A 24,098-nucleotide genomic window follows, 5' to 3' on the forward strand; every position below is an offset into this window, starting at 1 on the left:
AATATCCCTCCTCAATCATAATGAACCCATTTCTCTTGCATTCTAAATTGTAAGATCGTGAATATTAAGATAATCACAAAAATAAAGAGAGAGATGGCGGCCGCATAGCCTTTATCATTATTAATGAAGGCTTCCTCGTAAAATAAATAAACTAAAGTATGTGTATCGCGAATAACTGGGCTATTTGGCCCAATCATCATAAATACTAATTCAAATACTTGAAATGTATTGATCAATGACATAACGGAAACAAAAAACAGTGTTGGTGTTAATAATGGTAGGGTAATTTTAAAAAACTGCGAAATGGGACTCGCTCCATCAATTTCAGCTGCTTCGTAATACGTTTTCGATATACCTTGCAAACCTGATAAAATAATGACCATGTTATAACCGATTGCCCCCCATACTGCTACTAAAACTAACGAATAAAGTGCTATTGACGGGTCTGTCAACCAGCCTGGACCTTTGATTCCGACTAAACTTAACACGTAGTTAATTAAACCAAAGTCTGCGTTATAGAGCCATTTCCAAACGATTGCTACTGCAGCGGGCATTGTAACGACAGGAAGAAAATAAAGAGTTCGATAAAATGATACTCCTCGAATTTTTTGGTTTAATAGAACCGCTACCAAAATAGATAATGAAATCCCTAATGGGACGGATATTACGGTAAATATGGCTGTATTTTTAAAAGCTGAAATAAGATTTGGATCTTGAAAAAGCCGTTTATAGTTTACCAATCCTGAAAATGAGTATTGTCCAAACCCTCCCCATTCGGTTAGGCTTAAATAGAATGATTGAAAAACGGGCCAAATATTAAAAATAAGAGTACCTGCCATTGTTGGGAATATCATCGCATACGCCCAAAAATAATCAGATCTTTTAGTACTGCTTAATTTTCTTTTCGGTTTCTTATTTAAAGGGACTTCTCCTTTATGGGCCTGTATTTGCTGCATTGATCTCACCCCTAATTTACTATTTTGGAAGAAGTGACAAGGACATAACTATTTCCGACAAAGATAAATCCGAACAATAGGTTGTTTAGTGTATATACCCGCTCCGGAAATATACTTCGCTTTCCGTGGGCGGCTGGCGAGCCTCCTCGCTCGTCCCGAGCTGCGGGGTCTCACCTATGCCTTCCTCCCACAGGAGTCTTCGTATATTTCCTCCGCTAAGTTAGATCATTGTTCGACTTTAGGTTTGATTGTTTTAGTTATGTCCCAGCCTCCTCCTCACAAAATATATTTATTTCTTTTCCTCTGCTAGGACTTCATCTACCTTCTCAGCAACTTCCTTAGCTGCATCCTCAAGACTTTTATTTCCTGCCCATGCTTGAGTAAGAATTTCTGTTTCAATTTGCTGCCATTTTCTTGTTTCGATTGAAACAGGATAAGGTACTGAATCTTGAGTCATGTCAATAAATACTTGTAAATTGAAATTAGGATTTGATTGTACCCAAGCATCTTGTGTTCCTTGATATGCTGGAATAACAGTACCAGTTTCAGCTTGGATTTTATGTGCTTGTTCCGATCCTAAAAACTTTGAAAACTTCCAAGCTTCTTCAGGATACTTAGTGTTTTTGGCAATAACATTTCCAAGTCCATGAATGACTACCGCATCTTTTTCACCAGCAGGTAATGCTGTAACGTCTACTTTATCTTTTGTATATTCGTTCTTTGCAAATTCCACTTGCATCCATGATCCTTCAAACAACATAGCAACTTTACCAGATTCAAATAGTGATGCTGCAGGAGTATCTGTCATTTGTGCAACTGTAGGAGAAACTTTATGTGTATGGATCATGTCATACATAAATTTAATTCCTTTTAACGTCTTTTCATCTGCATGGCCAGCATGGGTTAAGTCATCATTAAGAATATATCCACCAGCCTGATAAACTGTATTATAAATACCCGTTTGTCCTGCAAGAGGTGATGCAAATCCCCAAATACCATTTCCTTCATCGGTTAATTTTTTTGCATTTTCAATTAGATCATCCCATGTCCAATTTTCATTTGGATATTCTAACCCTGCATTATCAAATAGTTCTTTGTTATACCAAAGACCGATCGTATCAAAATCTTTCGGAAAAGCATAAAGCTCATTATCTACTGTATAGATATTAACAAGCGCCTCTGGATATTTAGACAAATCTACTTTATCTAAATCAGCTTGTTCGGTAATCGGTAATAACACTTTACCTTTAGCATACTTTTGAATATTAGATGCATTTAGCCAAAAGAGATCAGGTAAGCTCCCGCCAGTTGCGGCAGTTTCTAACTTCGTCCAATATTGATCCCAAGGTGTAACTTCAACCTTAACCTTAATATTAGGATTTTCTTCCGTAAATTTATCCGCAATTTGTTGAAGGGCAGGTGCTTGGTTTGCATCCCAAATTGCATAAGTCAAGGTTACATCACCGGACTTTGATTTACCTCCGCCGCCAGTCGTTTTTCCATCACCCGAGCATCCAGACAAAAACATAAATAATAGTACAACAATAATGGACAAATACTTTTTCATTCACAATCCCCCTAAGAATTTAGTAGTTTTATTTATTCTTTCTGCGTATTTACGCAAAAAGGTATTCCACTATTCGGTATGTTTCGGGATCTTGATGATTTACATTTATAATAATTCTGTATAAAATCTACAGCGATCACCTCGAACAATTGAGTGGCAAAATTCTATAGGAACTTCATATACATCAAAGGCTATTCTATCGAGTGCCAATGCAGGATAACCTACCTCCACCTCTAAGAACTGACTTTCATATGACCTGATTAGGATAGGTTCAAATGTTTCTTTTGCCTTTGTAACAAAAATCCCATATTCTTTTTGCATTAAATCATAAAGAGAATTTTTCTCTAGCTTTTCACGAGATAGTGTAGGGCAATATTTTTCTGGTATGTAAGATGTTTCAAAAATCACTGGTTCACCTTGGGCATAACGTATACGTTTTAATTCAAAAACATAATCTTCTTCATTAATTTTTAATTGCTTAGCAATCCTTGGTTTCGCTTTCATTTTTTCAATATTTTCAATAACATCCTTAGGCGACAATCCTCTTTCCTTCATTACTTTACTGAAACTATAAAAACCAATCAGTGACTGTTCAAATTTCGGCTTCGATACAAAAGTTCCTTTTCCTTGCACACGATATAAGATTCCATCCTGAACAAGATTTTCAATAGCTTTCTTAACAGTATTTCTACTAATATTATATTCTTGCATTAATTGATTTTCCGAAGGGATCATATCGCTTGGTTTCCAAATTCCCGATTCAATATTTTCCCTCAATATTTCTTGTAATTGATGATAAAGCGGAAGAATGCTTCTACTATCCAATATTTTCTCCATTTTTTCCCCCTTGCAGTGGACGGTTTTTTTATGTTTTCAATTATAAATACTGAATCTATGTTACTTGTTAGAATATGAAATGAATTTTTGTATCAACAAGATTTATTTAATTTAGAAGATAAGAAGAAGCTATTAAATTAGAATCTAATTATTTTCATAAATACTATCTTTTAAATTTAGTTACTTTTGATCCATTAAAGGTAGAGAAAAATTAAGAAGAATACTTATATAGTGGTGTAAGATTATGAGTTAAAAATCAGGAAAATTTCTTGAATATGTTGAAATAAATGGTGTGTTAATCTGAGGTGAAATAATTCGCTATTATATCTTGAGGTGATAGGTGAAAGTAAGTAAGTGAGATACAATTGTAGAGAATAAGTTCTTTATTGAAGACCGCAAATAAGCTAAACATTTAGAATTATTGAAATCATAACACGGTAGGGTTGTTGGGTCAACCCTTTATTTTTTTATTTAGAATATGAATTCTAATGAAAATATAAATAACCCAAAACAAATGTTCTGGGTTATTCTTCAATAATTCTATTAGTAATATTCATATTGGAAATCGTTATACTACATATTTCATCCCATATTCTAGTAAACCGAATCAACTTCACCTTTCCCAGTTACACCAGCCACTATGTTCTGCACTGCCCGCATCATCATCGCATCTCTTGTTTTCTCTGTAGCGGATCCTATATGTGGAACGGTTACAACGTTTTGCATTTTTAGTAATGGGTTATCCTTTTCTACTGGCTCTTTTTGAAAAACATCAAGTCCAGCACCATAGATTTCTTTGTCTTCCAAAGCTCGGATCAAAGCTTTTTCGTCAACCGTCTTTCCGCGGGAAACGTTAATAAAAAACGCGGTCTTCTTCATCAGTTTAAATTCTCTTTCTCCGATTAGATGCTCTGTTTCCGGTGTAAGTGGTGTAAGCATTACAACAAAATCGGATTTTTTCAATAAGGAATCTAAATCGCAATATTCAGCCTCATATTTTTCCTCCGCATCCGGCTTTCTGTTACGGTTATAATAAAGTACATCCATATTAAATCCAAATTTTGCCCTTCTTGCTACTGCTTCTCCAATTCTTCCCATCCCTACGATCCCAATTGTTGAACTATGTACATCTAAGCCAAAAAAGGCCTTGTCATCCTTTGCTGGATACCAATTTCCCATTTTCACAAGCTGATCCAATTCAGTAATTCTTCTCGCAGAAGCTAAAATAAGAGAAAATGTTAAATCAGCCACCGTTTCATCAAGAACAAAAGGAGTGTTCGTGCCGATTACATTGTATTTTCGCATCGCTTCTACATCAAAATTGTTATAGCCTACAGATACATTGCTGACGATTTTTAACTTGGGTGCTTTTGTTAAAAGCTCTTCGTCAATTCGAATTCCCGAAGTTAAAAGTCCATCAACTTCTTCTATTTCTTGTAACAGAATATCTCGCGGAATACGACCTTCCCCAGTCCATTTGTTGACTTCACAGTATTCTGAGAGATATTTTTCTACTTCATTTGTTATTGGCAGAGTTACATAAATCTTTGGCTTCACTATTTTTCCTCCTCTTATGACGACAACTACTCTTACATTTTAACATATTGACAGACAATACTGACAAAATTCCTTTCTCAAATATTTTTTATGAAGTTGGTAAAAAATAAATGAGATGGGAGGGATAATAAATGGAAGAAGACAAAAGTAAGCGGAGGAACGAGCCTAAGGTGGCACCAGGTATTGATGATGAAGACTCTTATGGTGAGGAAGCAACACAATCGGAAATAGATAAGGGGGATTATACAACAGTTACAAGACTTATATATGACGAATATGACCCAAGTGAAAAATAAGGATTTTCGCTCTTGAAGATTTATCGTTTGCGATATTTCTTCTTTTTTTCTTTAATCCATTCCAATTAACATACGAGCTAAAATATGAGATGATTAACTTATTAAAATTGAATTGAAAGGAAATATATTATATGCAATTTACAGGTTTTATAAAAAATGATTTTAACACTTTTCATATAGGCGGCCTTGAGGAAAGAATGGAAGCAATCCAACAAAGGATTCAACCGAAATTTAAAGTTATCGGCGATATATTGACGGATGATTTGTCCGCAATGATTGGATCCGAGATGTTTTTACATATAGCGAAACATGCAAGACGAACAGTAAATCCGCCAAAGGATACGTGGCTTGCGATTGCGGGCAATAAACGAGGATATAAACAGCATCCGCATTTTCAAGTTGGACTTTTCGACGACCATGTTTTTATATGGTTGGCTTTCATTTATGAATTACCGAATAAAACAAATATCGCCAAAAGTCTACTCAAAAACATACAGACGATTAAAAAGACTGTACCAACAGATTATGTAATATCTTTGGATCACATGAAAAAGGAATCTGCTTCGATGGCAGATGTAAATTTAAAAGATTCCCTTACCCGATTTCGAGATGTGAAGAAAGCAGAGTTTTTAATTGGGAAGCATATCGATGCAAATGATCCCATTCTTCAGGATGGAGATCGTTTTATTGAATTCGTGAAAGAGACGTTCGAAACATTGGTTCCAATATACAGACTTGCTTATTAATAACATGACTAGGCTCGCACTTTTTTATGCTTGTGGGCATTTTAATGCCCCTATTGTGACCATGCTGGCGATTTTTTCTTGGGTGAGGACACATTTAAGCTCCAATCGTCACCGTGCTGTCGGTTTCTTCTCGGGTGAGGGCACATTTAAGCTCCAATCGTCACCGTGCTGCCGGTTTCTTCTCGGGTGAGGGCACATTTAAGCGCTTATCGTGACCGTTTTGGTGATTTCTTCCCGGGTGTGGACACGATGAAGCGCTCATCGTGACCGTGTTATCGATATACCTTACTTCAGAACACAATGAAATGCCCATCGTCACATGAAGGCATAAAGCGTATTGTAGTGTGACTAGGTGACCCTTTTAATAATTGAGAACATCTAACAAAAGGATAGCTCACTCTCGGCTACAAGTCCTATTCAACTTATTTCGTTTCTGCCTTTCCAAATTTCGTCCGTTCCATTTCCTTTTTCACGGAAAGCCACGGGCGACTATCTTTCCAATGGACTCCGACGGAAATGCCAAATGTTTCTGTTAATAATTCATCCGTTACTACTTCAAACTTGGGGCCAGCGGCAACTATTTTCCCATTACGAAGAAGCAAGACATGACTGATTTCTTCTACAAGCTCTTCGATATGATGCGTTACATAAATTAAATGGCAGTTGTAATTGGCAATTTCTTTCGTTAATTGTAAAACGTCTTCTCGGGAAAGAATATCCAACCCTGAACACGGTTCATCCAAGATAAGAATTTTAGGATCGCTCATTAATGATCTGGCAATCAATACTCTTCTCTTTTCACCTTGAGATAGGAGATTATACCTTTTCCCTTTTAAATAATCTAGACGGAAATTTTTTATTAAAGAATCTGCCTTCTCCCAATCCTCTGCTGTTACTTCCTCGTACAATCCGATAGAAGCGAACTTTCCACTTACGACGATTTCTTCTACTGTCTCGTAATCAAGCACTTCAGAAAATCGTTCTAACGCACTGCTGACAAATCCAATTTCTTTCCGTAAATCCGGTATATATGTTTTTCCAAATTGACGGCAAAGTACGTTAACATCACCAGTTGTCGGGAACTGATAGCCTGTAACAATATTAAGAAGGGATGTTTTCCCTGATCCATTTAAACCAAGAATTGCCCAATGTTCATTCTTGGCTATTTCCCAGTCTATCCCTTTTAAAATTTCCTGTTTATTTCTTCTGAATGAAACGTTCTTCATTGAGACAATTTTTTCCACCTTCATAACCCTCACTTTGTCTAATCTGTTCGAATTCCTCTATTATAACATTAAAATATTTCATTTTTAAAAATATTCAAGCCTTTAAAATGTTAAAATTATATTATAAAAATAATTAAGGGAGATGGGACCGTGGCTGGACGTATAAAGGTGAATGGAAATCATTTTGTTGATGAATTCGGTAGACACGTGCTTCTTCATGGAATGAACATGGTATGTAAGGATAAAAGTCAAAATTATATCGGCTCTTGGAAAGAAGAAGATTTTAAAAACTTACATACTTGGGGGATGAATGTCATTAGGTTTGGTGTCATCTGGGATGGAATCGAACCAGAACCCGGACAATATGATGATTCTTATATTGAAAAAATACGTCAATTGATTCAGATGGCGAATAAATATGATCTTCATGTGTTTCTTGATATGCACCAAGATTTATTCAGCTCGGATTTCGGAGATGGCGCACCTGCTTGGGCCACGATGACGGATGGAGAAATTTATGAACCAGGCCATGTTTGGAGTGATGCCTATTTATTTAATCGTGCTGTCCAAAAAGCCTTCGATCACTTTTGGAACAACACTCCCGGACCTGATGGAACTGGCATACAAGATCATTTTATAAATGCTTGGGGATACCTTGCCCAAAAACTGCACAAAGAACCGAACATCATTGGCTATGATTTAATGAATGAGCCGTTTATAGGGAGTCCTGTCCAACAAGTAAATGAGCAAATGTTTAGCACATTTGCTCAAGTTTATGGGGAACGATACGGTGAAGTTGATATAGAGCAATTGTTTTCAGCATGGAGTGATCCGAATAATAAACATGATTATTTAAGCTTGCTTGAAAATATTGATGCCTTTAAAAGAGTAATAGATTCCCCAACTCATATTTTACAAGCATTTGAGGAAAGTCATCTTTCCATGCTGTATCGTAAAGTGGGGGCAGCCATACGTGAATCGGACAAAGAAGGAATTTTATTTTTAGAAACAAATTATTTTTCAAATTTAGGAGTGTCTAGCATGATTCTCCCAGTTGAAAACGAGCAAGCCCAAGCCTACGCTCCTCATGCTTATGACTTAGTAACTGATACAGAATTAGCCCATACTGCAAACGACCGTAGATTAGAGTTTATTTTTGAACGGCATGAAGAAACACGAAAAAGATTGAATATGCCGATGTTAATTGGTGAATGGGGAGCATTTTATGAAACCAACAATACCGCCCACGTCTCTCTTTATATTCAGAGACTTATAGAAGCATACTTATGCAGTGATACTTACTGGAGTTATGTCCCAAACATGGATCAAAGCTTATCCTTTTTAGGTGTTCAGCGTGGCTTTCCAATAGCTGTCGCGGGAAAATTATTGCAATACCGATATGAGCATCATGTGAAAACCTTCCAAATGAAATGGGATGAATCTCCGAATATAGGAGCACCAACCGTTATTTATCTTCCAGATATTCGCAAATTGAATATTACCTTAAGCCCTGAGAGAAGCGAATATGAAATTAGACCAATAGACGATTCCCACTCAGGTTACTTAGAAATACCCCAATTGATCGATGGAATTCGTAGTATTACAGTTATACAAGATTAGCAAAACCGGATTTCCCAAAAGGAAATCCGGTCATTTTATGCTGACAATGATAATTGTTTTTGACGATTTTTTAATGCCAGCCCGCCCATCAATAAAATTCCCACACCGACGAGGATGCTTGGAATAATAAAAATTCGCGGACTATATCCTTCAATTAAAAACGGCAACGCATATCCTGCCAGGGACGCCATTTGAAATAAAAATACGTACATACTTGATCCGAAACCAATTTTCGTATGGAACATTCTTTGCACATACCCCATCACGACGCCATACAACACGGAAACGTAAAATGAATATAGTGGTTGTACTAAGAAAAAGACGAAAAGTGGTGGACTTGTACTATAGATCGTATACGTAATGAGTGCACAAAAACTACTTAATAATATTACACGTTTACTTCCGAATTTCATTGCCCAATATCCTGCGAATGTCATGAAAAGTAATTCGAAAACTGCTTGAACACTCCATAAATAAGACATGATTTGTGGTTTTTCAAATAAATCAACGACGACAAGCTGTAAATAAAGCCCTCTTAAAGAGTCTGCACAGCCGAGTAATAACAGGGCAAATAGCATAATGAACGAAAACGCCTCTCCTTTTGAAACATTTGATTCGATATCAATTGGGTCATATTCCTTGTATAGTAGAAGGAGAACGAAAAGTAAAAAATAGCCTGCTAAATTTCCTATAAGAATTCCTTTGAAACTAGCGATTAAGAATAAATTTGCTCCTAAAAGAAGTCCTACGAAAAATCCTACACTCATCATGGCACGCAGCCAAATTTGGGCGATTTCAAAAATAGAAGGAGCAAGCTTCATGAAATGATTTCGTGCCATTGCGAAAAACTGTCCCATAATTAACCCTGAAGGAGCAATGGCAATGATCATCCCTATAAGGGCTTCTATATATGTATCCGCTCTCATATACAAGATAAGTCCAAACATGCAAAGCACTAATGCAAATAGAGGCAATGGCTTTTTGCGTTTCATTTTATCACTAATAAAACCAACCATAATCGTAATAGCCATATTCATTAATACAGATACTGAGAAAATGGAAGCGATTTGAACTTTAGTCAAGCCGATTCCTTCACTCATATAAATCGCATTCATCGGGGCTAAAATTCCTGTCCCAATTCCGTACAAAAACAATCCAACAAGTAAATACCATGCCCCTTTAATACTTAAAAACTCTTTAAAGTCCTTGAATATACTCATTTTTGCTTCTCCCATTTCCTGATACGATATTTTAGTATTATTATATAACAGCATAGCAAGATAAAAAAGAAGCAGGGAAATCCTGCTTCAAAATTATTATAACGGCTGCATAAATCTTTTCCTCTCACGAAACGTAGCCCACTCACGAAAACCTATTTCTTTTAAATGTTCTTTGACTTCCTCAAAATGAATTCCAACCTCTTCTGGCTTATGGGCATCCGAGCCAAATGTTACCTTAACACCATGATAAAGTGCTCTTTCCAGAAAGTCAGCTCCTGGAGCCCAATTTTCATCAGATGAGTTGATTTCAATGACAATATCATTTTCGGAAATTTTCTTCAAAGTAAAATCCGTCATCTCTGTCTTTACATCCGTATATCCTGAATAATACCTCTTCAAAGCATCCACATGGCCTAAAATATCATACATTCCGCTTTCAGCAGATTGTGAGATATAGTCATAGTATTTTTCTTTTACGTCAACCTTTTCTTTTGATGTTAGACCATCCCAAAATTTCCCGTCATAAATGCTTATGTCGTGATACCTATGCACAGAGCCTATAATATAGTCAAACGGATATGAATGGATTACTTTTCTATACAGGTCCAGATGGACTGGAATAAAATCGGCTTCGATGCCTAATAGGACATCAATCTTCCCTGCGAATTCCTTTTTTAAATCAAGAACTTCCTGTATATAAATTGGAAATTCACTTTTCGCCATAGCACCGCCGGGGGATGGTTGATCCTCATCTCTAGCAAATAAAGGTGTATGGTCCGAGATTCCAATATATTGTAATCCTTTATCGATAGCTGCAATGATGTATTCCCTCACAGAACCTTTTGCGTGACCACAACGTTCATGATGCGTGTGAAAATCAAATTTCATAGTAACCTCCATTATAAATTAATCTAGATCAAGTGAACGAAGATGCCCTTCTGTTTTCTTTAACCCATCCTCAACACTGTCTTTTCCGCTAAAAACAGAAGACATTGTTTGATTAACCGCCTCCATAATTACATTGAATTTTACAATAAGATGATTTTCCGCTTCTCTGCCGTGTTTCATTGACCCTTCATGCACTTGTCTAAATTCATCTACATTCATTCCAATAAGTTCCGCTTGTTCTTCGTACCATATTTCAAAAAGGGTTGAATCTGCAGGCGTTCTTCCTACTTCGGACATATATTTGTATGCTGGACCCACCTCTTTTTCAGGATCGGCCAAATGCTTAACAAACCTCCATGCCGCTTCAGGATGCTTACTAGTTTCGGAAATACTCCAAGGGTCAACGTAAAGTGGAACTTTTCTTCCCTCATGATAAGGAACAGCGGCAATCCCCCAGTTAAATTCCGCCTCTCTGAAAGATCCTAATCCCCAGCCACCTGTGATTGTCATAGCAACCTTTCCAGTCATAAATGGATCACCAAGTTGGGAAATGGCATCTAATGTTGACTGATTTGGAGAAACTTTATACTTGTTAATTAGGTCGACATTGTATTGAAGAGCCTCGATATTTTCTTGTTTGAATAAATCAGGCTCTCCCATCTTTCCAGTCGTGTAAGCCTCTGCTTTAAAGAAGTCGCCGCCAAAAGCCCATGCCATAGCCGTTGGGGAGAGTGAATTAGAAAAACCAAAAACTTGATTTTTACGATCACCGACATCATGAGTTAACTGTTGTGCAACTTCGAGCATCTTCTCAAAATTCCATGAAGTATCATCCCAATCCGTTGTTGGATAAGGAATACCTTCCGCATCAAATAAATCTTTATTAAAATATAAATAAGTAGCATTACTTACTAATGGGACACCATAATATTTACCATTAACTTTATAAACATTTAGCAAATCTTTGTTCATTGACTCGAGTTCTGATGCTCCATCTCCAATGAACGGAGTCAAATCTTTTAGTGCTCCCATTTGCATATATGTTGCAAATCCACTTTCTGCTTGGTTGGGATTCCAAACATCGGGAGGATTGCCGCTTGAAATCATCGTAATTAACTTTTGGTCAAATGCCTCATATGGATAATTTTCTATTTTCACCTTAATATCTGGATTCTTTTCTTCAAAAGAAGCAACAACTTCCTTCTGCCACTTTTCTTTTACAGGGTCAGATGCCATCGTCCAAACAATTTCAATTTGTTCTGCTTTAGCTTCATTTTTGTTTTCGCTTTTATTTTCATTTTCATTCTTTTTTCCTTCGGTTTTGCTGCTATTCCTACAGCCAGATAACATTAACGCGCCAAGCAAGAGCAATATTAAAGGCAATAAAAATGATTTCTTTTTTAAAATACCATCCATCCAATATCCTCCCCCATGTTAGATTGATGCAAAAATAAATAAAAAATGCTTCTCTTGTCATTCCTTCCTTTACCTAAGTATGTTAGCAAGTATAGATTAGCATTATGATAGAATGATATTCTATACGTATATTCTTTTTCTTCTGACTGTTCTACATATTCTATTATAAGTTTTATTGGGGGGATCGATTTGGTAACTAATTTTTATAGAGCTACTCCTCTTGATATTAGTCGAGAAAAAAAGATTCACACTACAATGCCAGACCGCCACTATCACGATGGGTACGAAATTCTGTATCTCGTTTCAGGAAATGTTTATTATTTTATAGAAGACAAAACATACCAAGTATCTAATGGGACACTTCTCATCATAAATAAAAATGATATACACAAGCTAGTTAATTCAAGCGGGACAACTTTTGAAAGGGTCACATTACTTTTTAAATATGAATTTATTAACAAGATTTTGAATACAGGTTGGGGATACGATGTGCTCTCCATTTTTTCTTCTGGACGAAATATTATCAGATTAGAAGTCAATGAACAGAATGTAATAGAAAATTTATTCGATAAAATGGTCTTTGAATTTAAAATACACCCTGCTGGGTACGAGGACAGCTTAAGAATTTTACTTCTCGAGGTTCTTATCTTCATTAAAAGAATCATGGATTCTAAACGTAGCGATGATGACGTTGAAACAAATTTTACCCACAAAAAGGTATTTGACATAGTTGACTTTATCAACCAACATTATCAACAACGTTTGACAGTGGAAGAAATCTCAAGAAAATTTTATATTAGCCCTTCTTATTTTTATAAAATATTTAAAGAAAATACCGGATTTACATTTATCGAGTATCTTAATAATGTTCGGGTAAAAGAGGCCATTTCTCTATTAAAAGAGAATCGTTATAAGGTTGGAGAAGTAGGGGAAAAAGTAGGATTCGAAAGCATAACACATTTTGGACGAGTTTTTAAAGGAATTACCGGATACTCTCCTGTTAAATATCGCAACATCCACTTTTTGAAAATCTGATCGTTTTGGCGATCAGTTTTTTTTGGTTATTATTTTTGTGGCTGTGCAGCATCCTTTCACCACTACGGTTCGTTAAATGTGAAACTTTATCGTGAACTGAAGCATATGATATATGGCGTATGAGGAGAGGGGGGAAATTTTGTATACTCCTAATTATTACTGCAATCCATATGGTTATTCATACAGGGAAGTCTTAGCCATGCATCAATTCCCTTGGATGTATTGGACGGGACCACAAACGACGATCCCGCGACAAATGTTTCCGCCTATTAGTACTAAACAATTTGTCCAGTCAACCCAAAAATATCAGGCCCTCGTGAATGAAGCGAATAAAATAATAAATAAAATAAGCACCACTCCAAAATTGGCGCACGACATTATGGATGCTGCTCAAAAATCTAATCAAAGCAAGGTAGATCAATTAATTCAATCCACCGGAATCACGGTTAAAGCTAAAAATCATTTCACACCCGATGGCCTTGTCATTGAGTTATCAAATGCAAAAGGTCCCGGTGATTGCTGCACGTTAAGGTTAGCATTGAAATGGTGATTAGAAAAGCGGACAACGTACAAACATCAAGAACTTTGATAGGAAAAGAACTAGAAGTTTACTAGTCGATAGACGCTCAGCTTTAAAATAAGGAACCCCCATGAGGAATCCTTATTTTTTAATTTAAAAAGATGGTAAATTATCTAAATTATTTTCTTTAATTCCATCAGGTTCGCTGCGAATAATATCTCTTCCATACTTATGAAATACGTCAATATGAGCTATCTTCCCAGACTTCGCTTCATCGAGTGCTGTCACATAATCCAATTTACGGCCAGATTGGGTTTTAAATGCAATAATATCCCCATCATCATTTTTCCTGACAGCTACAATATGCTCTTTTCCATCTTGATTTGTAACACTTTCATTCATTACTTGCTCTTCGCTCTGTTCGCGGTACTCATTATAAATTTTTTCAAAATCCTTATCATCCATTTTCAACACCTCCCAAATAGTATGTTCTACCATCTAGGAGTGTTTTATGTAGATAACGTATAGATTAAAAACTTCTCATTTGGATTATACCGGTAAAGATCTGGAATGATGATTTCATTTTTCAATTCAAATGGAGTATGATTTTCTAAATAAAATATATAGTCCTCAGAACTGTAATATAAGATTAAATTTACTTCTCTTTTACTCTGTTCAACGGAGCGCAAAATATTACCGACCACTTTCATAAAAATTTGAATCGTAAATGGATTAAAAAAATAGAAGTGATTGTCTTGCGGATGGATCTCATATTTTTCCGCCAGGCTGCATAGGAACTGAATTTTGTCATTTCCAGATCGATGTTTCTTTATAAATCGCTTTTTATTTTCAAGCGCTTCTCGATACAACTCCTCATTCATTTCAATTCCCGTAACGGAGGATTTAAATATGTGATGGATATAAAAAAGCATGCGGCCCTTCCCGCAACCAAAATCAATGATGCGATCGCTGCCCTTTAGTTCATATTCATTAAATAAAATCTCTAACCCATTATAAGGAGTTGGCTCATATCGGTGGTAATGAAAAGATTGATTAAAGCCCATCTGTTCCCCATCTGTTTTTATATTTAGTAAGGCATCATAATATTTTTCATTCACAATTCGGATTCCTCCATTTAGTTTGTTTCCTTTATTAAGAGGGTACATTTTCGGTACGAGGGGGATTTTTGATATGGAGCTATTTCAAGGAATCTCATTTTTAAAAACATTATCGTTAAAACAAATTCTTTTATTTTTCGTATATGTGATCGCCATTTTTTTCGTAAAATGGGTGTTGCTCTTCTTTTTAAGAAAATGGATGAAGTCAGATTGGTCGAAACAGCGCTTGCTCCCTACTATCCATGCCATTTTGAATTGGACAACCTTTTACGGAACAATCCTTTTGTTCCTTTTTTATTTTTCCAATGAATCATGGCTTTTGTCACCTATTTATGAAAAAGATGGAGTTGAAGTATCACTAATTCTCATTATTGTAGCCATTATGATTATCACATTTACGAGCAGGCTTGTAAAAGCATTTAATGCCCACATTATGCCTTTTTTATATGAAAAATTTGATGTTGATATTGGATTAAGTTTTACAATTAATCGCCTCATTTATTATGTAGTGATGATAATTGCATTGCTTATTAGCTTTCAGACGGTCGGATTAGATATGCGCGCATTTACAGTCGTTGTAAGTACGCTCGGAATTGGAATAGGATTTGGTCTTCGCAATGTTGCCGCAAACTTTGTATCGGGGATTATTATTTTATTCGAGCGGCCAATGGAGGTTGGAGAAACGATCGAAATAGAAGAAAAGGTAGGCCAAATTTCAAAAATCAACTTGAGATCTACCGTCATCACCCATAAAGGAGGAAGATTGGTTGTTCCAAATCAATATTTTATCGAGCAAATCATCAATAGTCGATCAGGTGAAAAATTGACTGCAGAAGTGAAGGTGAGCGTTCCTTTTGGTTTTGATTCCAAAAAAGTTGAAGAATTACTTTATAAAGCAGTTGAAAATATAAAGGATAAATCAACTCCTACTATTAGATTTATTGCTCTCAGGAATTCAGCTATGGATTTTTCTGTGGAACTTCCATTGCAGAATGATGAGTCTAAGGATGATTTAGAAAGCAAAATAAGACATGTCATTGCAAAAGTTTTTTCAGAAAATAATATTGAACTTGCCAGTTGTATAAATCCTATTCATATTTCGAAGAGTCAGTAAAGGTAATATAAAAAAGATAAATAACCATACAAATTGCCATTGTCATAAAGCCCCAACCAAGGGTGATTTGCTGAATTAATAAATAATTATTGCATAATTGTACTGGAGCAAAAATGTATAGCCAGCCCATTCCAATAAACATAATAGTAAAACTGATAAAAATGACATTTTTCCATTTACTGTCGAGTTTTTTCCAACTATCACGTAGTGGCACGCCAGCTAAAAAAGGCAAGCTTACAAACTTAAAAATTTCTACAGTTTGAATAGTTAGTGCATCGTCCATTGTTCGCGGGATCATCCAATATACCCAAATAATCGTGAATAATAAAATTCCCGGCATTCCATTTTGATTCCACTTTTCAAAAAATCGTGGAAATTGAAGCTGGAAAAACCTTCCCATAAGAAATCCTGCAATGATCAATAACGGCATTTGCATATGCATATGAATAATCATGACGGATTCCATTAAAGAAGCAACTGGAGGAATAATTAAGAAAATAAATAAAACGAGACCATATAATGATTGTTTCATAACCTATTCCTCCCCTTCTTTTTCAATCGTACTTACAATTTTCTTTATTGCTCCATCTACATTTTTATAATCCATCACTTCAATAAGAGTCCCTTTTTTATCGACTAAATAAAAAGCGGAATTATGAGCAAAGTTTCCATATTCGTCTGGAATAACAATAACTCCGAACTCTTTTAATAAGGTATCCAATTCTTGTTGATTTGGAATTCTAGCCATCCTCCAAATTTCTCCATCACTACTAAAATGGACCCGGTACTTATCTAAAATATCCGGTGTATCTCTTTTTGGATCAAAGCTAATGCTTAAAAAGTCAATTTCTTCCCCTTTATATTTGTCTGGTATTTGCTGAAATACTTGCGACATATTCCACTCCAAATCCACACAAACAGTCGTGCACGACGTATACATAAACGAAATTAATACATACTTCCCCTTAAACTCCGAAATACTATACTCCCGTCCTTTACTATCCTCCAGCATCACATTCGGAAACGCCGGCTTCTCCTCCATCAACTTACTAACCCTCGCAGACTCCGCCGTAAAGCTGCGAAACCCATCCGTCCCCGTATAAAACAACACAAAACCAAATACCAAAACAAACATGATCGCTAACAAATTACATCCTGCCCTCATCATTAATCACATCCTTTTTGGTGCCAGGCACATGAATTGTTTGAGTGCCAGGCACCCAAACAACTCTGAAACAATTCGGAATTGTGTCTGAGTTGTTCGAGTGCCAGGCACTCGAGATTTACCAGGTTTTAAATGGCGGTGATCCTGGTGGTGCGTTGATGATAAAGTCGACGAGTGGGATGACGTAGCCCATGGCGACGACGAGGAGCATGAGTAGGATGGTTCGGCTCCAGCGTTCTGTCCAGTATGGGGTTTTGACGGCAGTTTCTTCTTCTTCGGCGATTGGGAATTCGGTTTCGCCTTTTGGTGCAAAGAACATTAGGTGAATGACTGCATACACTTGCATGAATACACCGATGATAAGGAGGGTTCCTCCGACTGCTAATAGCATTAAGTATGGATCCCAGCCTAATGCTGTTGCATTATCTCCGTATGTTGTATAGGAAGTTCTTCTTGGAGCTCCTAAGAGTCCAACATAGTGCATGGATGCAGACATACATGTCATCCCAATTGTCCAAATAATCGTTTGGATGACGCCTAATTTATTCATTTTTGGTGTTAACACACGTTTTGAAATATAAGGCACTAACCAGTAACTAATTCCAAAAAATGTTAGAATAACTGATGTTCCAACTGTCAAATGAAAGTGGCCGACTACCCATAATGTGTTATGAACGACCTGGTTTAACTGGTTTGTTGTTTGTGCAATTCCACCCGCTCCAGCCGGAATAAATGCGATCATAGCGATCATTGGAGCTAAGAAGCGTACATCGCCCCATGGCAATTTTTTGTACCAGCCAAGTAATCCTTTTCCGCCTTTCTTCCTTGCAGTCCTTTCAAAGACTGCAAACATTGCATAAGCGGTCATTAAAGAAGGGAATCCGATTGCTAAGCTCATAAATACGTGCATATATTTAATGGATTCTGAAATACCTGGGTCGATAATTTGATGGTGGAAGCCGCCAGGAATATTCATAATGACTAACGCGATAACTACAAATCGAGTCAGCGTATCATTCCAACGGCGACCGCCAATAATTTTTGGTACGATTGTATACCATGCTGAAACGGCGGTCAAATACCAAATGTTTACTAACGTATGACCGAATGCCCAAAATAGTGTACGAGCTACCATAACGTTAATTGTTTTTACCCAGCCGAATGACCAAGGAATAATCGTTAACACTTCAATGGCGACAGGGATACTACCGAAAAACAAGAGTACGAAAACGCCTGTAGCAAAGAAGGAAAGAATTGGTATGTGCTGCCCTTTATGTTTTTTTCTCCAGTCCGCCACTTGCATAAATGCTCCAAAAGCACACATCCATACACCTAATACGATGAAGACTAATCCAATGTAATAATAGGGTGATGCTGCCATTGGCGGATAAAATGTATATAAAACAGATGCTTTATTTAACAAAATGGGAACGACTGCAAATACGAAACCTACTAGCTTCATTCCAAAACCGATCCAAGCCATTTTCCGAACCTTTGGAAGAAGCCCCCCTAACGTATGAGAAAGTCCGGCATAAAAGTAACCGATTGTAAAAAATGCAGTTAATACGAGAACTAACAATAATCCATGCGCTGTCAGAACTTGATAATAGTTAAACCATGATGGCAATTCCAGAAGTCCTGCACGGTTCAATCCTTGTAATAATCCAAGGATTCCTCCAACAAGTAAGGCTGCAAATGCTACTAATAAGTATGATTTCGTTAATATTGCATCTTCTGGACTGATTCCTAATGCTTTATTCGCTTTTTCCTTAAACGTCTCTTTTACCACTGCTTCCATTTCATACACCTCCTTATTTAACCGTAATTGTTGTGCTCATATATTGGTGGCCAGCACCGCAATACTCATTACATAACACTAAATATTCCCCAGGCTTATCAAACTTCTGCTTCACTTTTTGAATATAGCCGGGCATGACCATTGCATTTACGTTTGTTTCAGCAATTTGGAATCCATGAACGACATCCTTAGATGTTAAAATAAAGTGAACAGTGGAACCAGCTGGCACTTCAATATTGCTTGGAGTAAAATTAAACACTTCCAATGTCATGACGACTTCATATTCTTTATCACCAATTTGTTTTATGCCTGGTTGATCAAATGGAGCTGTCTGATCTACTTTTTGAGGATCTATTGTTTCCTTATTACTTGGTGGCCCCATCCCTTGAACGAATGTTTGGTACCCCGTTAACAGCATAAAACCAATGATCATTCCGAAACTTAAAATAAGCCATATTTCCTCCGAACGATGCATCTTCATAATGTTTATCCCTCCTTATAATCTGACCATGTAAAGCCCGTAAAGAACTAAATATGTGACAAGAATAACGGCTCCTACTATCCCTACGGAAAACAATGTTCCCTTTGTTGTTTCTTCATTTTCTTGCTTAACACGGTTAACCTTTGCCATTTAAAAATCAACCTCCTAACGTGTTCTTACTTGCATCTTAATTGATAATGTTTCTCAAAGATGTGATGTGGCTCACATATATACGCATTGCATATTTGACAAATTTTTGAACGAACAAAACGAATGGCCGCGCCTACCGATATAGATGCCTATAGGATGAGGGTCCGCGGTTTAGTAGACTTTTCTTTATTGCTATAAAAGAAACACATTAAGGTGGGAAACGGAAGACATCTGATGAGATATTAAAAGCGAAACACGCCTTTTTCAGGCTCAGGCAGTGACGCACTATCGTTTCACCTGCAACTTGTACCATGTATGCCGCAACGCATTCTGGCCTCTGAAATGCAAATTTTATGAGACTGATAGTCTGCTCATAGACTTTTATAAACTCACGTTATCGACCTGGAAGGATGAGACTGTTTAACTAGAAAAACAAAAAAGCCCTGAAAGTATGCTGCTTGCATCTCGCATACTTTCAGGACATGTGTTCATTTATCTTTTTTTGGAAGATCCTAACGGTGAATATGTGAATAATAAGACAACAATTCCATTTATTATTAAAAACAATGACCACATTAAACTAGTTCGGTTTAATATTTCATTTTGAAAAATATCTTTCGTTTGATTGCTAATTAGATCCGAAATATAGTTAGCTGATAAAGGCGGCCACGCAAATTCTATTAGCAATAATATATGAACGATAAGAAAAATACTTACATGCATGGCAAACCCTTGCTTTACTGCCTTTGCATACTTCAATTGTGATAGGCTTGCGGTAAGACGCTTGTCCTCCATTGACACTGGTTTACCTTTCAAAACGAGAATTTTCCTTTTTATATACAAATCTAACTTTTGCATATTTTGATTTCCAAAAGTTAATGCATAAAAATAAACAAGCAAAATGGTAATTTGAAAGAAAGATATTCGTCCTGTATTTACATAATCCATAATGGCAATAGGTAAATCTAAACATTCAAACATAATAGTAAAAGTTAAAAAAATAATCTTAGCCTTTGTATCGAACCAATATTTAAGTACTAAAAAAGTAATAAAAGCCAGCCAAAATAAAACCTCTAAGGCTATTAACAAATGCCATTTATATGTAGAAATAATTTCTAGCAAACCTATCCCTCACTCCCGCACCTAGAAGGTCTATTCATAATCTATGACCCATCTTCCTAATGAATGCATTTTTCATTTTCAGTCATATTTTCTTACAAAACTTTATATGATAGTGTATCTACAATGGTTGGAGGGAAAATCTTGAAAAATAATCAGGACACGCTAATAACTGGAGAAATGCTAATCAATTATTACGAGCTGAATAAGAGGAAAAAAGAAATCGAAGCAGAAATGAATCAGTTAAAAAAAGTTTTTCATGATTATTTCGATCATCTTATAGGCTCCCAGGATAAAGGTGAAGTCACTTTAAATGGATACAAACTTCAACGACAAATAAGAAAAACAGAAAAATTTAATGATGAGGAAACAATTAAAAGGTTGGAACAATTAAAAATGAATGATCTCATTCAAATTGTAAAAAGGCCAGACACTATAAAAATCAAATCAGCAATAAATTTAGGATTTTTACAAGAAAAAGATTTAGAAGGCTGTATCGTAACGACTTCTTCTCCTGCAATATCCGTAAAACCATTAACACCAAGATAAAAAAACAAAGTACTCTACAACTGAGTACTTTGTTTTTTCTATTAACTCCACATATTCCAAGGATATTCCTTTGGGGGAAATGATTGAAATTCTACTATTTCTTTTTTTATTGGATGTGTAAATTTTAGCGAGTGGGCCCATAATGCTATCTGCTGTCCAGGTTTATTGAGTGCTTGGCCATATTTTTGGTCGCCGAAAAGCGGGTAGCCTGACGCCGATAGCTGAACACGAATTTGATGAGATCTACCTGTTAAAATATTAATAGTGAGCAGACTGAAATCTCCATTCTGTTCAATAACTTCATATTCCAGAATGGCCTGTTTTCCATTTTTATCGGTGGATTGAACAGTATACACAATGTTTTTACGTTGATCTTTATACAGATAATGCTCCAAAACCCCTTGTTTTCTTGGCAGCGCTCCTCTTACAACAGCTAAATATTTTCTTTCCATCGACCGCCTGCGAATCTCATCAGATAATCTGGAAGCGGCTTTGGATGTCTTAGCAAAAACCATAATACCACCTACCGGCCGATCTAGACGGTGAACAAGACCAAGATAAACATTCCCCGGCTTCTCATAACGAACCTTCAAATCCTGCTTCAGCAAAGTCAGCAAATCTAAATCCCCTGTACTATCCCTTTGCACAGGAATATTAACAGGCTTCTCTACTACAAGCAGATGATTGTCTTCAAATAAAATCGGAATATCCATGCAACTACCCTTTCGCAGTGCCAGGCACTCACACAACTCAGACACAATTCAGAATTATCCCGAAGTTGTTTGGGTGCCTGGCACTCATACTAATATAATCATTAGAAGAAATAATATGGTTAAGTAATTTACGGAATATAGGAAGTTTGCATGCGCCCATTTAAGGAGGTTTTTAGTGAAAAATCCTCTGATACTGAGTACTAGCCATCCTATATTTAGTATTGTTGCTATGACGATGAATGTTGTGCCTAGCTGGACTAGAAAAAATGGCAGTGGCAGCAGGCAGGCAATGTATACTACCATTTGCCGCTTCGTTACTTCAAATCCTCGTACAACTGGAAGCATAGCAACGCCGGCAGCCTTATATTCATCATGTTTTTTGATGGCAATCGAAAAAGTATGCGGCATTTGCCAAATAAATATAATCATAAATAAAACAATTGGAAGCAGAGGGATTCCAGGTATAATAGCGGCCCATCCGATAAGAGGGGTAACAGCCCCAGAAATACTCCCAATCACAGTATTCAATGTGTATCTGCGTTTAGACCACATTGTGTATAAAATAACATATGTGAACCAGCCGATGAAGGCATAAAAAGTCGCTTCGATTGTTGTGAAAAAAAGTAGGATGAATCCAATTATAGAAAGCCCGATCCCGATCGTCAAAACAAAAGGAAGAGAAAAATGTCCCGTTACAGTTGGCCGATTTTGAGTTCGTGCCATAACCTTATCAATATCGACATCGTACCAATTATTAATGACAAGTGCCCCAGCCATCACCAAAGTGCTGCCGATTATCGTCAGCAAGAATAAATTAAGATTTTCCATAAATGATTGATTTGAAAAATGCAGTGCTAACCAGAATCCAGTAAAGACCGGCAATATATTTGCGAGTAATACTCCCGCTTTAAAAAGTGATTTTATATCTGTTATGAAAGTTGAAAAATTTCGTTTCTTTTCCCCTTTTTGGGAAGGCAAAGCGTTTTTATTCATCCAATATCCTCCCGTTGAAAATGAAAAATAATCTTTTTTCATTATAGCATTCATTTAATATTAATTCGTTCTTTCTATTTTATTTGAATTGTTTTATGATTTATAAAAAAGTAGGGAGAATGTTGACTTGGCTAAACTTTCAATTACAGATTTTATAATGCGTACGAGCAACGGGCAAACCCATGCACCAGAAGGCTCAAATATTACTATTGCCGAATGGAGCGCGGAAGGTACTCTTAATGGAGAAACACCTATGTTAATGGCTCCGCTTCATTTGCATTATGAAGATGATGAAGCATGGTTTATTCTAGAAGGGACACTTGGATTTCAGATTGGAGATGAAAAAATCGAGGCTAATCAAAATGAGGCAGTAATCGTGCCACGTGGAACTCCACACACATTTTGGAATCCCAAACAGGAGACCGCACGTTACCTTATTATTATGAATAAGCAAACACAGGAATTGATTGACGCCATACATAAGACTAGCGACCGCAGTCCTGAAATGATGAAAAATCTTTTTAAACAGTATAGAGCCGAATTGCTTTAAGCTGATGGTTGTTATGAAAAAACTAAAGTAGATAGATGATTTCTAGCTTATTTTTGAGTTCTTAATTTTGTTTTTTCCGACCGGCGGTTTGGGTTCACTGGTTGTCAATTCAAGTTTTCTGGCCATCATCTTGAATTTACCGGCCGTCCCTTCATATCGCTCAGCTTTCAATCTATCTACATGAAAAAGGGAGCTATTCGATCCACCCAGCTCCCTTAAAAATAGTGAATTAGTGCATGCCGCTCCATTCACCTTGATTTTTAGATTTTTTCTCTTTTTTCGCTTTTTCTTTATGAGCGCGATTTGCGTTGGCGCTGCCAAATTCTTTGGAGAACTCCGAATCCGTTTTACTAGAATCAAACCCTTGTTTATTTTTTTGCTCAGGATCATTTTTCTTTGTGCGCTTTGCCATGATTGAATATCCCTCCTTCTTTACTTTAGTATGGGAATCGAAGGAGGAATTA

At 36.5% G+C, this 24,098-nt stretch carries 27 protein-coding genes; 8 read left to right on the forward strand and 19 right to left on the reverse strand.

Annotated features, from left to right (window positions below; all coding sequences use genetic code 11):
* Positions 1-11 precede the first annotated feature (11 nt).
* From KHA96_RS19235 to KHA96_RS19250, 4 genes are all read right to left on the reverse strand, one after another.
* Positions 12-956 carry a carbohydrate ABC transporter permease gene (locus KHA96_RS19235; protein ID WP_213130928.1) on the reverse strand — a complete coding sequence of 315 codons (945 nt, stop codon included), beginning with the start codon at positions 954-956 and terminating at the stop codon, positions 12-14.
* Between the two features lie 289 nt (positions 957-1,245).
* Positions 1,246-2,523 (reverse strand): ABC transporter substrate-binding protein, encoded by a 1,278-nt coding sequence (locus KHA96_RS19240; protein ID WP_213130929.1) that lies wholly within the window; start codon positions 2,521-2,523, stop codon positions 1,246-1,248.
* A 105-nt stretch (positions 2,524-2,628) separates the two neighbouring features.
* Positions 2,629-3,360: a GntR family transcriptional regulator gene (locus KHA96_RS19245; RefSeq protein WP_213130930.1), complete on the reverse strand. Its 732-nt coding sequence runs from the start codon at positions 3,358-3,360 to the stop codon at positions 2,629-2,631.
* 594 nt (positions 3,361-3,954) lie between these two features.
* Positions 3,955-4,935, reverse strand: a complete 981-nt coding sequence (locus KHA96_RS19250) for a 2-hydroxyacid dehydrogenase (RefSeq protein ID WP_213131113.1) — start codon at positions 4,933-4,935, stop codon at positions 3,955-3,957.
* Positions 4,936-5,048: 113 nt separating this feature from the next.
* On the opposite strand from KHA96_RS19250, the gene KHA96_RS19255 reads away from it, so the two are divergent.
* The gene (locus tag KHA96_RS19255; protein WP_213130931.1) at positions 5,049-5,213 is read left to right on the forward strand and encodes a hypothetical protein; all 165 of its coding nucleotides are present in this window, start codon (positions 5,049-5,051) and stop codon (positions 5,211-5,213) included.
* A 131-nt stretch (positions 5,214-5,344) separates the two neighbouring features.
* Positions 5,345-5,959 carry a YktB family protein gene (locus KHA96_RS19260; RefSeq protein WP_213130932.1) on the forward strand — a complete coding sequence of 205 codons (615 nt, stop codon included), beginning with the start codon at positions 5,345-5,347 and terminating at the stop codon, positions 5,957-5,959.
* 422 nt (positions 5,960-6,381) lie between these two features.
* Here the strand turns inward: KHA96_RS19260 and KHA96_RS19265 are convergent, their stop codons facing one another.
* Positions 6,382-7,203, reverse strand: coding sequence for an ABC transporter ATP-binding protein (locus KHA96_RS19265; RefSeq protein ID WP_213130933.1), 822 nt, complete (start codon positions 7,201-7,203; stop codon positions 6,382-6,384).
* Positions 7,204-7,335: 132 nt separating this feature from the next.
* Between KHA96_RS19265 and KHA96_RS19270 the strand changes: the two genes are divergently transcribed.
* On the forward strand, positions 7,336-8,805 hold the full coding sequence (locus tag KHA96_RS19270; RefSeq protein WP_213130934.1) for a cellulase family glycosylhydrolase: 1,470 nt from the start codon (positions 7,336-7,338) through the stop codon (positions 8,803-8,805).
* A 35-nt stretch (positions 8,806-8,840) separates the two neighbouring features.
* Here KHA96_RS19270 and KHA96_RS19275 read toward each other — a convergent pair whose 3' ends face one another.
* The 3 genes from KHA96_RS19275 to KHA96_RS19285 all read right to left on the reverse strand — a co-directional run bounded on the left by KHA96_RS19275 (position 8,841) and on the right by KHA96_RS19285 (position 12,329).
* Positions 8,841-10,025 carry an MFS transporter gene (locus tag KHA96_RS19275; RefSeq protein WP_349305801.1) on the reverse strand — a complete coding sequence of 395 codons (1,185 nt, stop codon included), beginning with the start codon at positions 10,023-10,025 and terminating at the stop codon, positions 8,841-8,843.
* Between the two features lie 96 nt (positions 10,026-10,121).
* Positions 10,122-10,913, reverse strand: a complete 792-nt coding sequence (locus KHA96_RS19280; RefSeq protein WP_213130936.1) for a histidinol-phosphatase HisJ family protein — start codon at positions 10,911-10,913, stop codon at positions 10,122-10,124.
* An 18-nt stretch (positions 10,914-10,931) separates the two neighbouring features.
* Complete coding sequence (locus KHA96_RS19285; RefSeq protein ID WP_213130937.1) at positions 10,932-12,329, reverse strand: ABC transporter substrate-binding protein; 1,398 nt, start codon at positions 12,327-12,329, stop codon at positions 10,932-10,934.
* 189 nt (positions 12,330-12,518) lie between these two features.
* Between KHA96_RS19285 and KHA96_RS19290 the strand changes: the two genes are divergently transcribed.
* On the forward strand, positions 12,519-13,364 hold the full coding sequence (locus KHA96_RS19290) for an AraC family transcriptional regulator (protein ID WP_213130938.1): 846 nt from the start codon (positions 12,519-12,521) through the stop codon (positions 13,362-13,364).
* Positions 13,365-13,503: 139 nt separating this feature from the next.
* Positions 13,504-13,914, forward strand: coding sequence for a YuzC family spore coat inner layer protein (locus KHA96_RS19295; protein WP_213130939.1), 411 nt, complete (start codon positions 13,504-13,506; stop codon positions 13,912-13,914).
* Positions 13,915-14,037: 123 nt separating this feature from the next.
* Here KHA96_RS19295 and KHA96_RS19300 read toward each other — a convergent pair whose 3' ends face one another.
* Together KHA96_RS19300 and KHA96_RS19305 are read right to left on the reverse strand one after the other, a co-directional pair.
* Positions 14,038-14,349, reverse strand: a complete 312-nt coding sequence (locus KHA96_RS19300) for a DUF3892 domain-containing protein (protein ID WP_213130940.1) — start codon at positions 14,347-14,349, stop codon at positions 14,038-14,040.
* A gap of 44 nt (positions 14,350-14,393) precedes the next feature.
* Positions 14,394-15,002: a class I SAM-dependent methyltransferase gene (locus KHA96_RS19305; protein WP_213130941.1), complete on the reverse strand. Its 609-nt coding sequence runs from the start codon at positions 15,000-15,002 to the stop codon at positions 14,394-14,396.
* A gap of 73 nt (positions 15,003-15,075) precedes the next feature.
* Between KHA96_RS19305 and KHA96_RS19310 the strand changes: the two genes are divergently transcribed.
* Positions 15,076-16,116, forward strand: a complete 1,041-nt coding sequence (locus KHA96_RS19310; protein WP_249315762.1) for a mechanosensitive ion channel family protein — start codon at positions 15,076-15,078, stop codon at positions 16,114-16,116.
* On the opposite strand, the gene KHA96_RS19315 is transcribed toward KHA96_RS19310, so the two are convergent.
* The 6 genes from KHA96_RS19315 to KHA96_RS19340 all read right to left on the reverse strand — a co-directional run bounded on the left by KHA96_RS19315 (position 16,091) and on the right by KHA96_RS19340 (position 20,832).
* Complete coding sequence (locus tag KHA96_RS19315; RefSeq protein ID WP_213130942.1) at positions 16,091-16,648, reverse strand: hypothetical protein; 558 nt, start codon at positions 16,646-16,648, stop codon at positions 16,091-16,093. The genes KHA96_RS19310 and KHA96_RS19315 overlap by 26 nt on opposite strands.
* 3 nt (positions 16,649-16,651) lie before the next feature.
* The gene (locus tag KHA96_RS19320) at positions 16,652-17,284 is read right to left on the reverse strand and encodes an SCO family protein (protein ID WP_213130943.1); all 633 of its coding nucleotides are present in this window, start codon (positions 17,282-17,284) and stop codon (positions 16,652-16,654) included.
* Positions 17,285-17,399: 115 nt separating this feature from the next.
* The gene (locus KHA96_RS19325; RefSeq protein WP_213130944.1) at positions 17,400-19,079 is read right to left on the reverse strand and encodes a cbb3-type cytochrome c oxidase subunit I; all 1,680 of its coding nucleotides are present in this window, start codon (positions 19,077-19,079) and stop codon (positions 17,400-17,402) included.
* Positions 19,080-19,092: 13 nt separating this feature from the next.
* Positions 19,093-19,560, reverse strand: coding sequence for a cytochrome c oxidase subunit II (locus KHA96_RS19330; RefSeq protein ID WP_213130945.1), 468 nt, complete (start codon positions 19,558-19,560; stop codon positions 19,093-19,095).
* A gap of 15 nt (positions 19,561-19,575) precedes the next feature.
* Entirely contained in the window at positions 19,576-19,710 is a 135-nt protein-coding gene (locus KHA96_RS19335) for a cytochrome C oxidase subunit II (RefSeq protein ID WP_213130946.1), read from the reverse strand.
* Positions 19,711-20,202: 492 nt separating this feature from the next.
* Positions 20,203-20,832 (reverse strand): hypothetical protein, encoded by a 630-nt coding sequence (locus KHA96_RS19340; RefSeq protein WP_213130947.1) that lies wholly within the window; start codon positions 20,830-20,832, stop codon positions 20,203-20,205.
* A gap of 141 nt (positions 20,833-20,973) precedes the next feature.
* On the opposite strand from KHA96_RS19340, the gene KHA96_RS19345 reads away from it, so the two are divergent.
* Positions 20,974-21,378, forward strand: coding sequence for a hypothetical protein (locus KHA96_RS19345; protein WP_249315763.1), 405 nt, complete (start codon positions 20,974-20,976; stop codon positions 21,376-21,378).
* Between the two features lie 41 nt (positions 21,379-21,419).
* Here the strand turns inward: KHA96_RS19345 and KHA96_RS19350 are convergent, their stop codons facing one another.
* Positions 21,420-22,091 carry an RluA family pseudouridine synthase gene (locus KHA96_RS19350; RefSeq protein WP_213130948.1) on the reverse strand — a complete coding sequence of 224 codons (672 nt, stop codon included), beginning with the start codon at positions 22,089-22,091 and terminating at the stop codon, positions 21,420-21,422.
* 84 nt (positions 22,092-22,175) lie between these two features.
* The gene (gene cyoE / locus KHA96_RS19355) at positions 22,176-23,084 is read right to left on the reverse strand and encodes a heme o synthase (protein ID WP_213130949.1); all 909 of its coding nucleotides are present in this window, start codon (positions 23,082-23,084) and stop codon (positions 22,176-22,178) included.
* A 127-nt stretch (positions 23,085-23,211) separates the two neighbouring features.
* On the opposite strand from cyoE, the gene KHA96_RS19360 reads away from it, so the two are divergent.
* Entirely contained in the window at positions 23,212-23,634 is a 423-nt protein-coding gene (locus KHA96_RS19360; RefSeq protein ID WP_249315765.1) for a cupin domain-containing protein, read from the forward strand.
* 229 nt (positions 23,635-23,863) lie between these two features.
* Here KHA96_RS19360 and KHA96_RS19365 read toward each other — a convergent pair whose 3' ends face one another.
* On the reverse strand, positions 23,864-24,046 hold the full coding sequence (locus tag KHA96_RS19365) for a hypothetical protein (protein ID WP_213130950.1): 183 nt from the start codon (positions 24,044-24,046) through the stop codon (positions 23,864-23,866).
* Positions 24,047-24,098 lie beyond the last annotated feature (52 nt).

Source organism: Bacillus sp. FJAT-49711 (genome assembly GCF_018343715.1).
Taxonomy (GTDB): domain Bacteria; phylum Bacillota; class Bacilli; order Bacillales; family Bacillaceae_C; genus Lederbergia.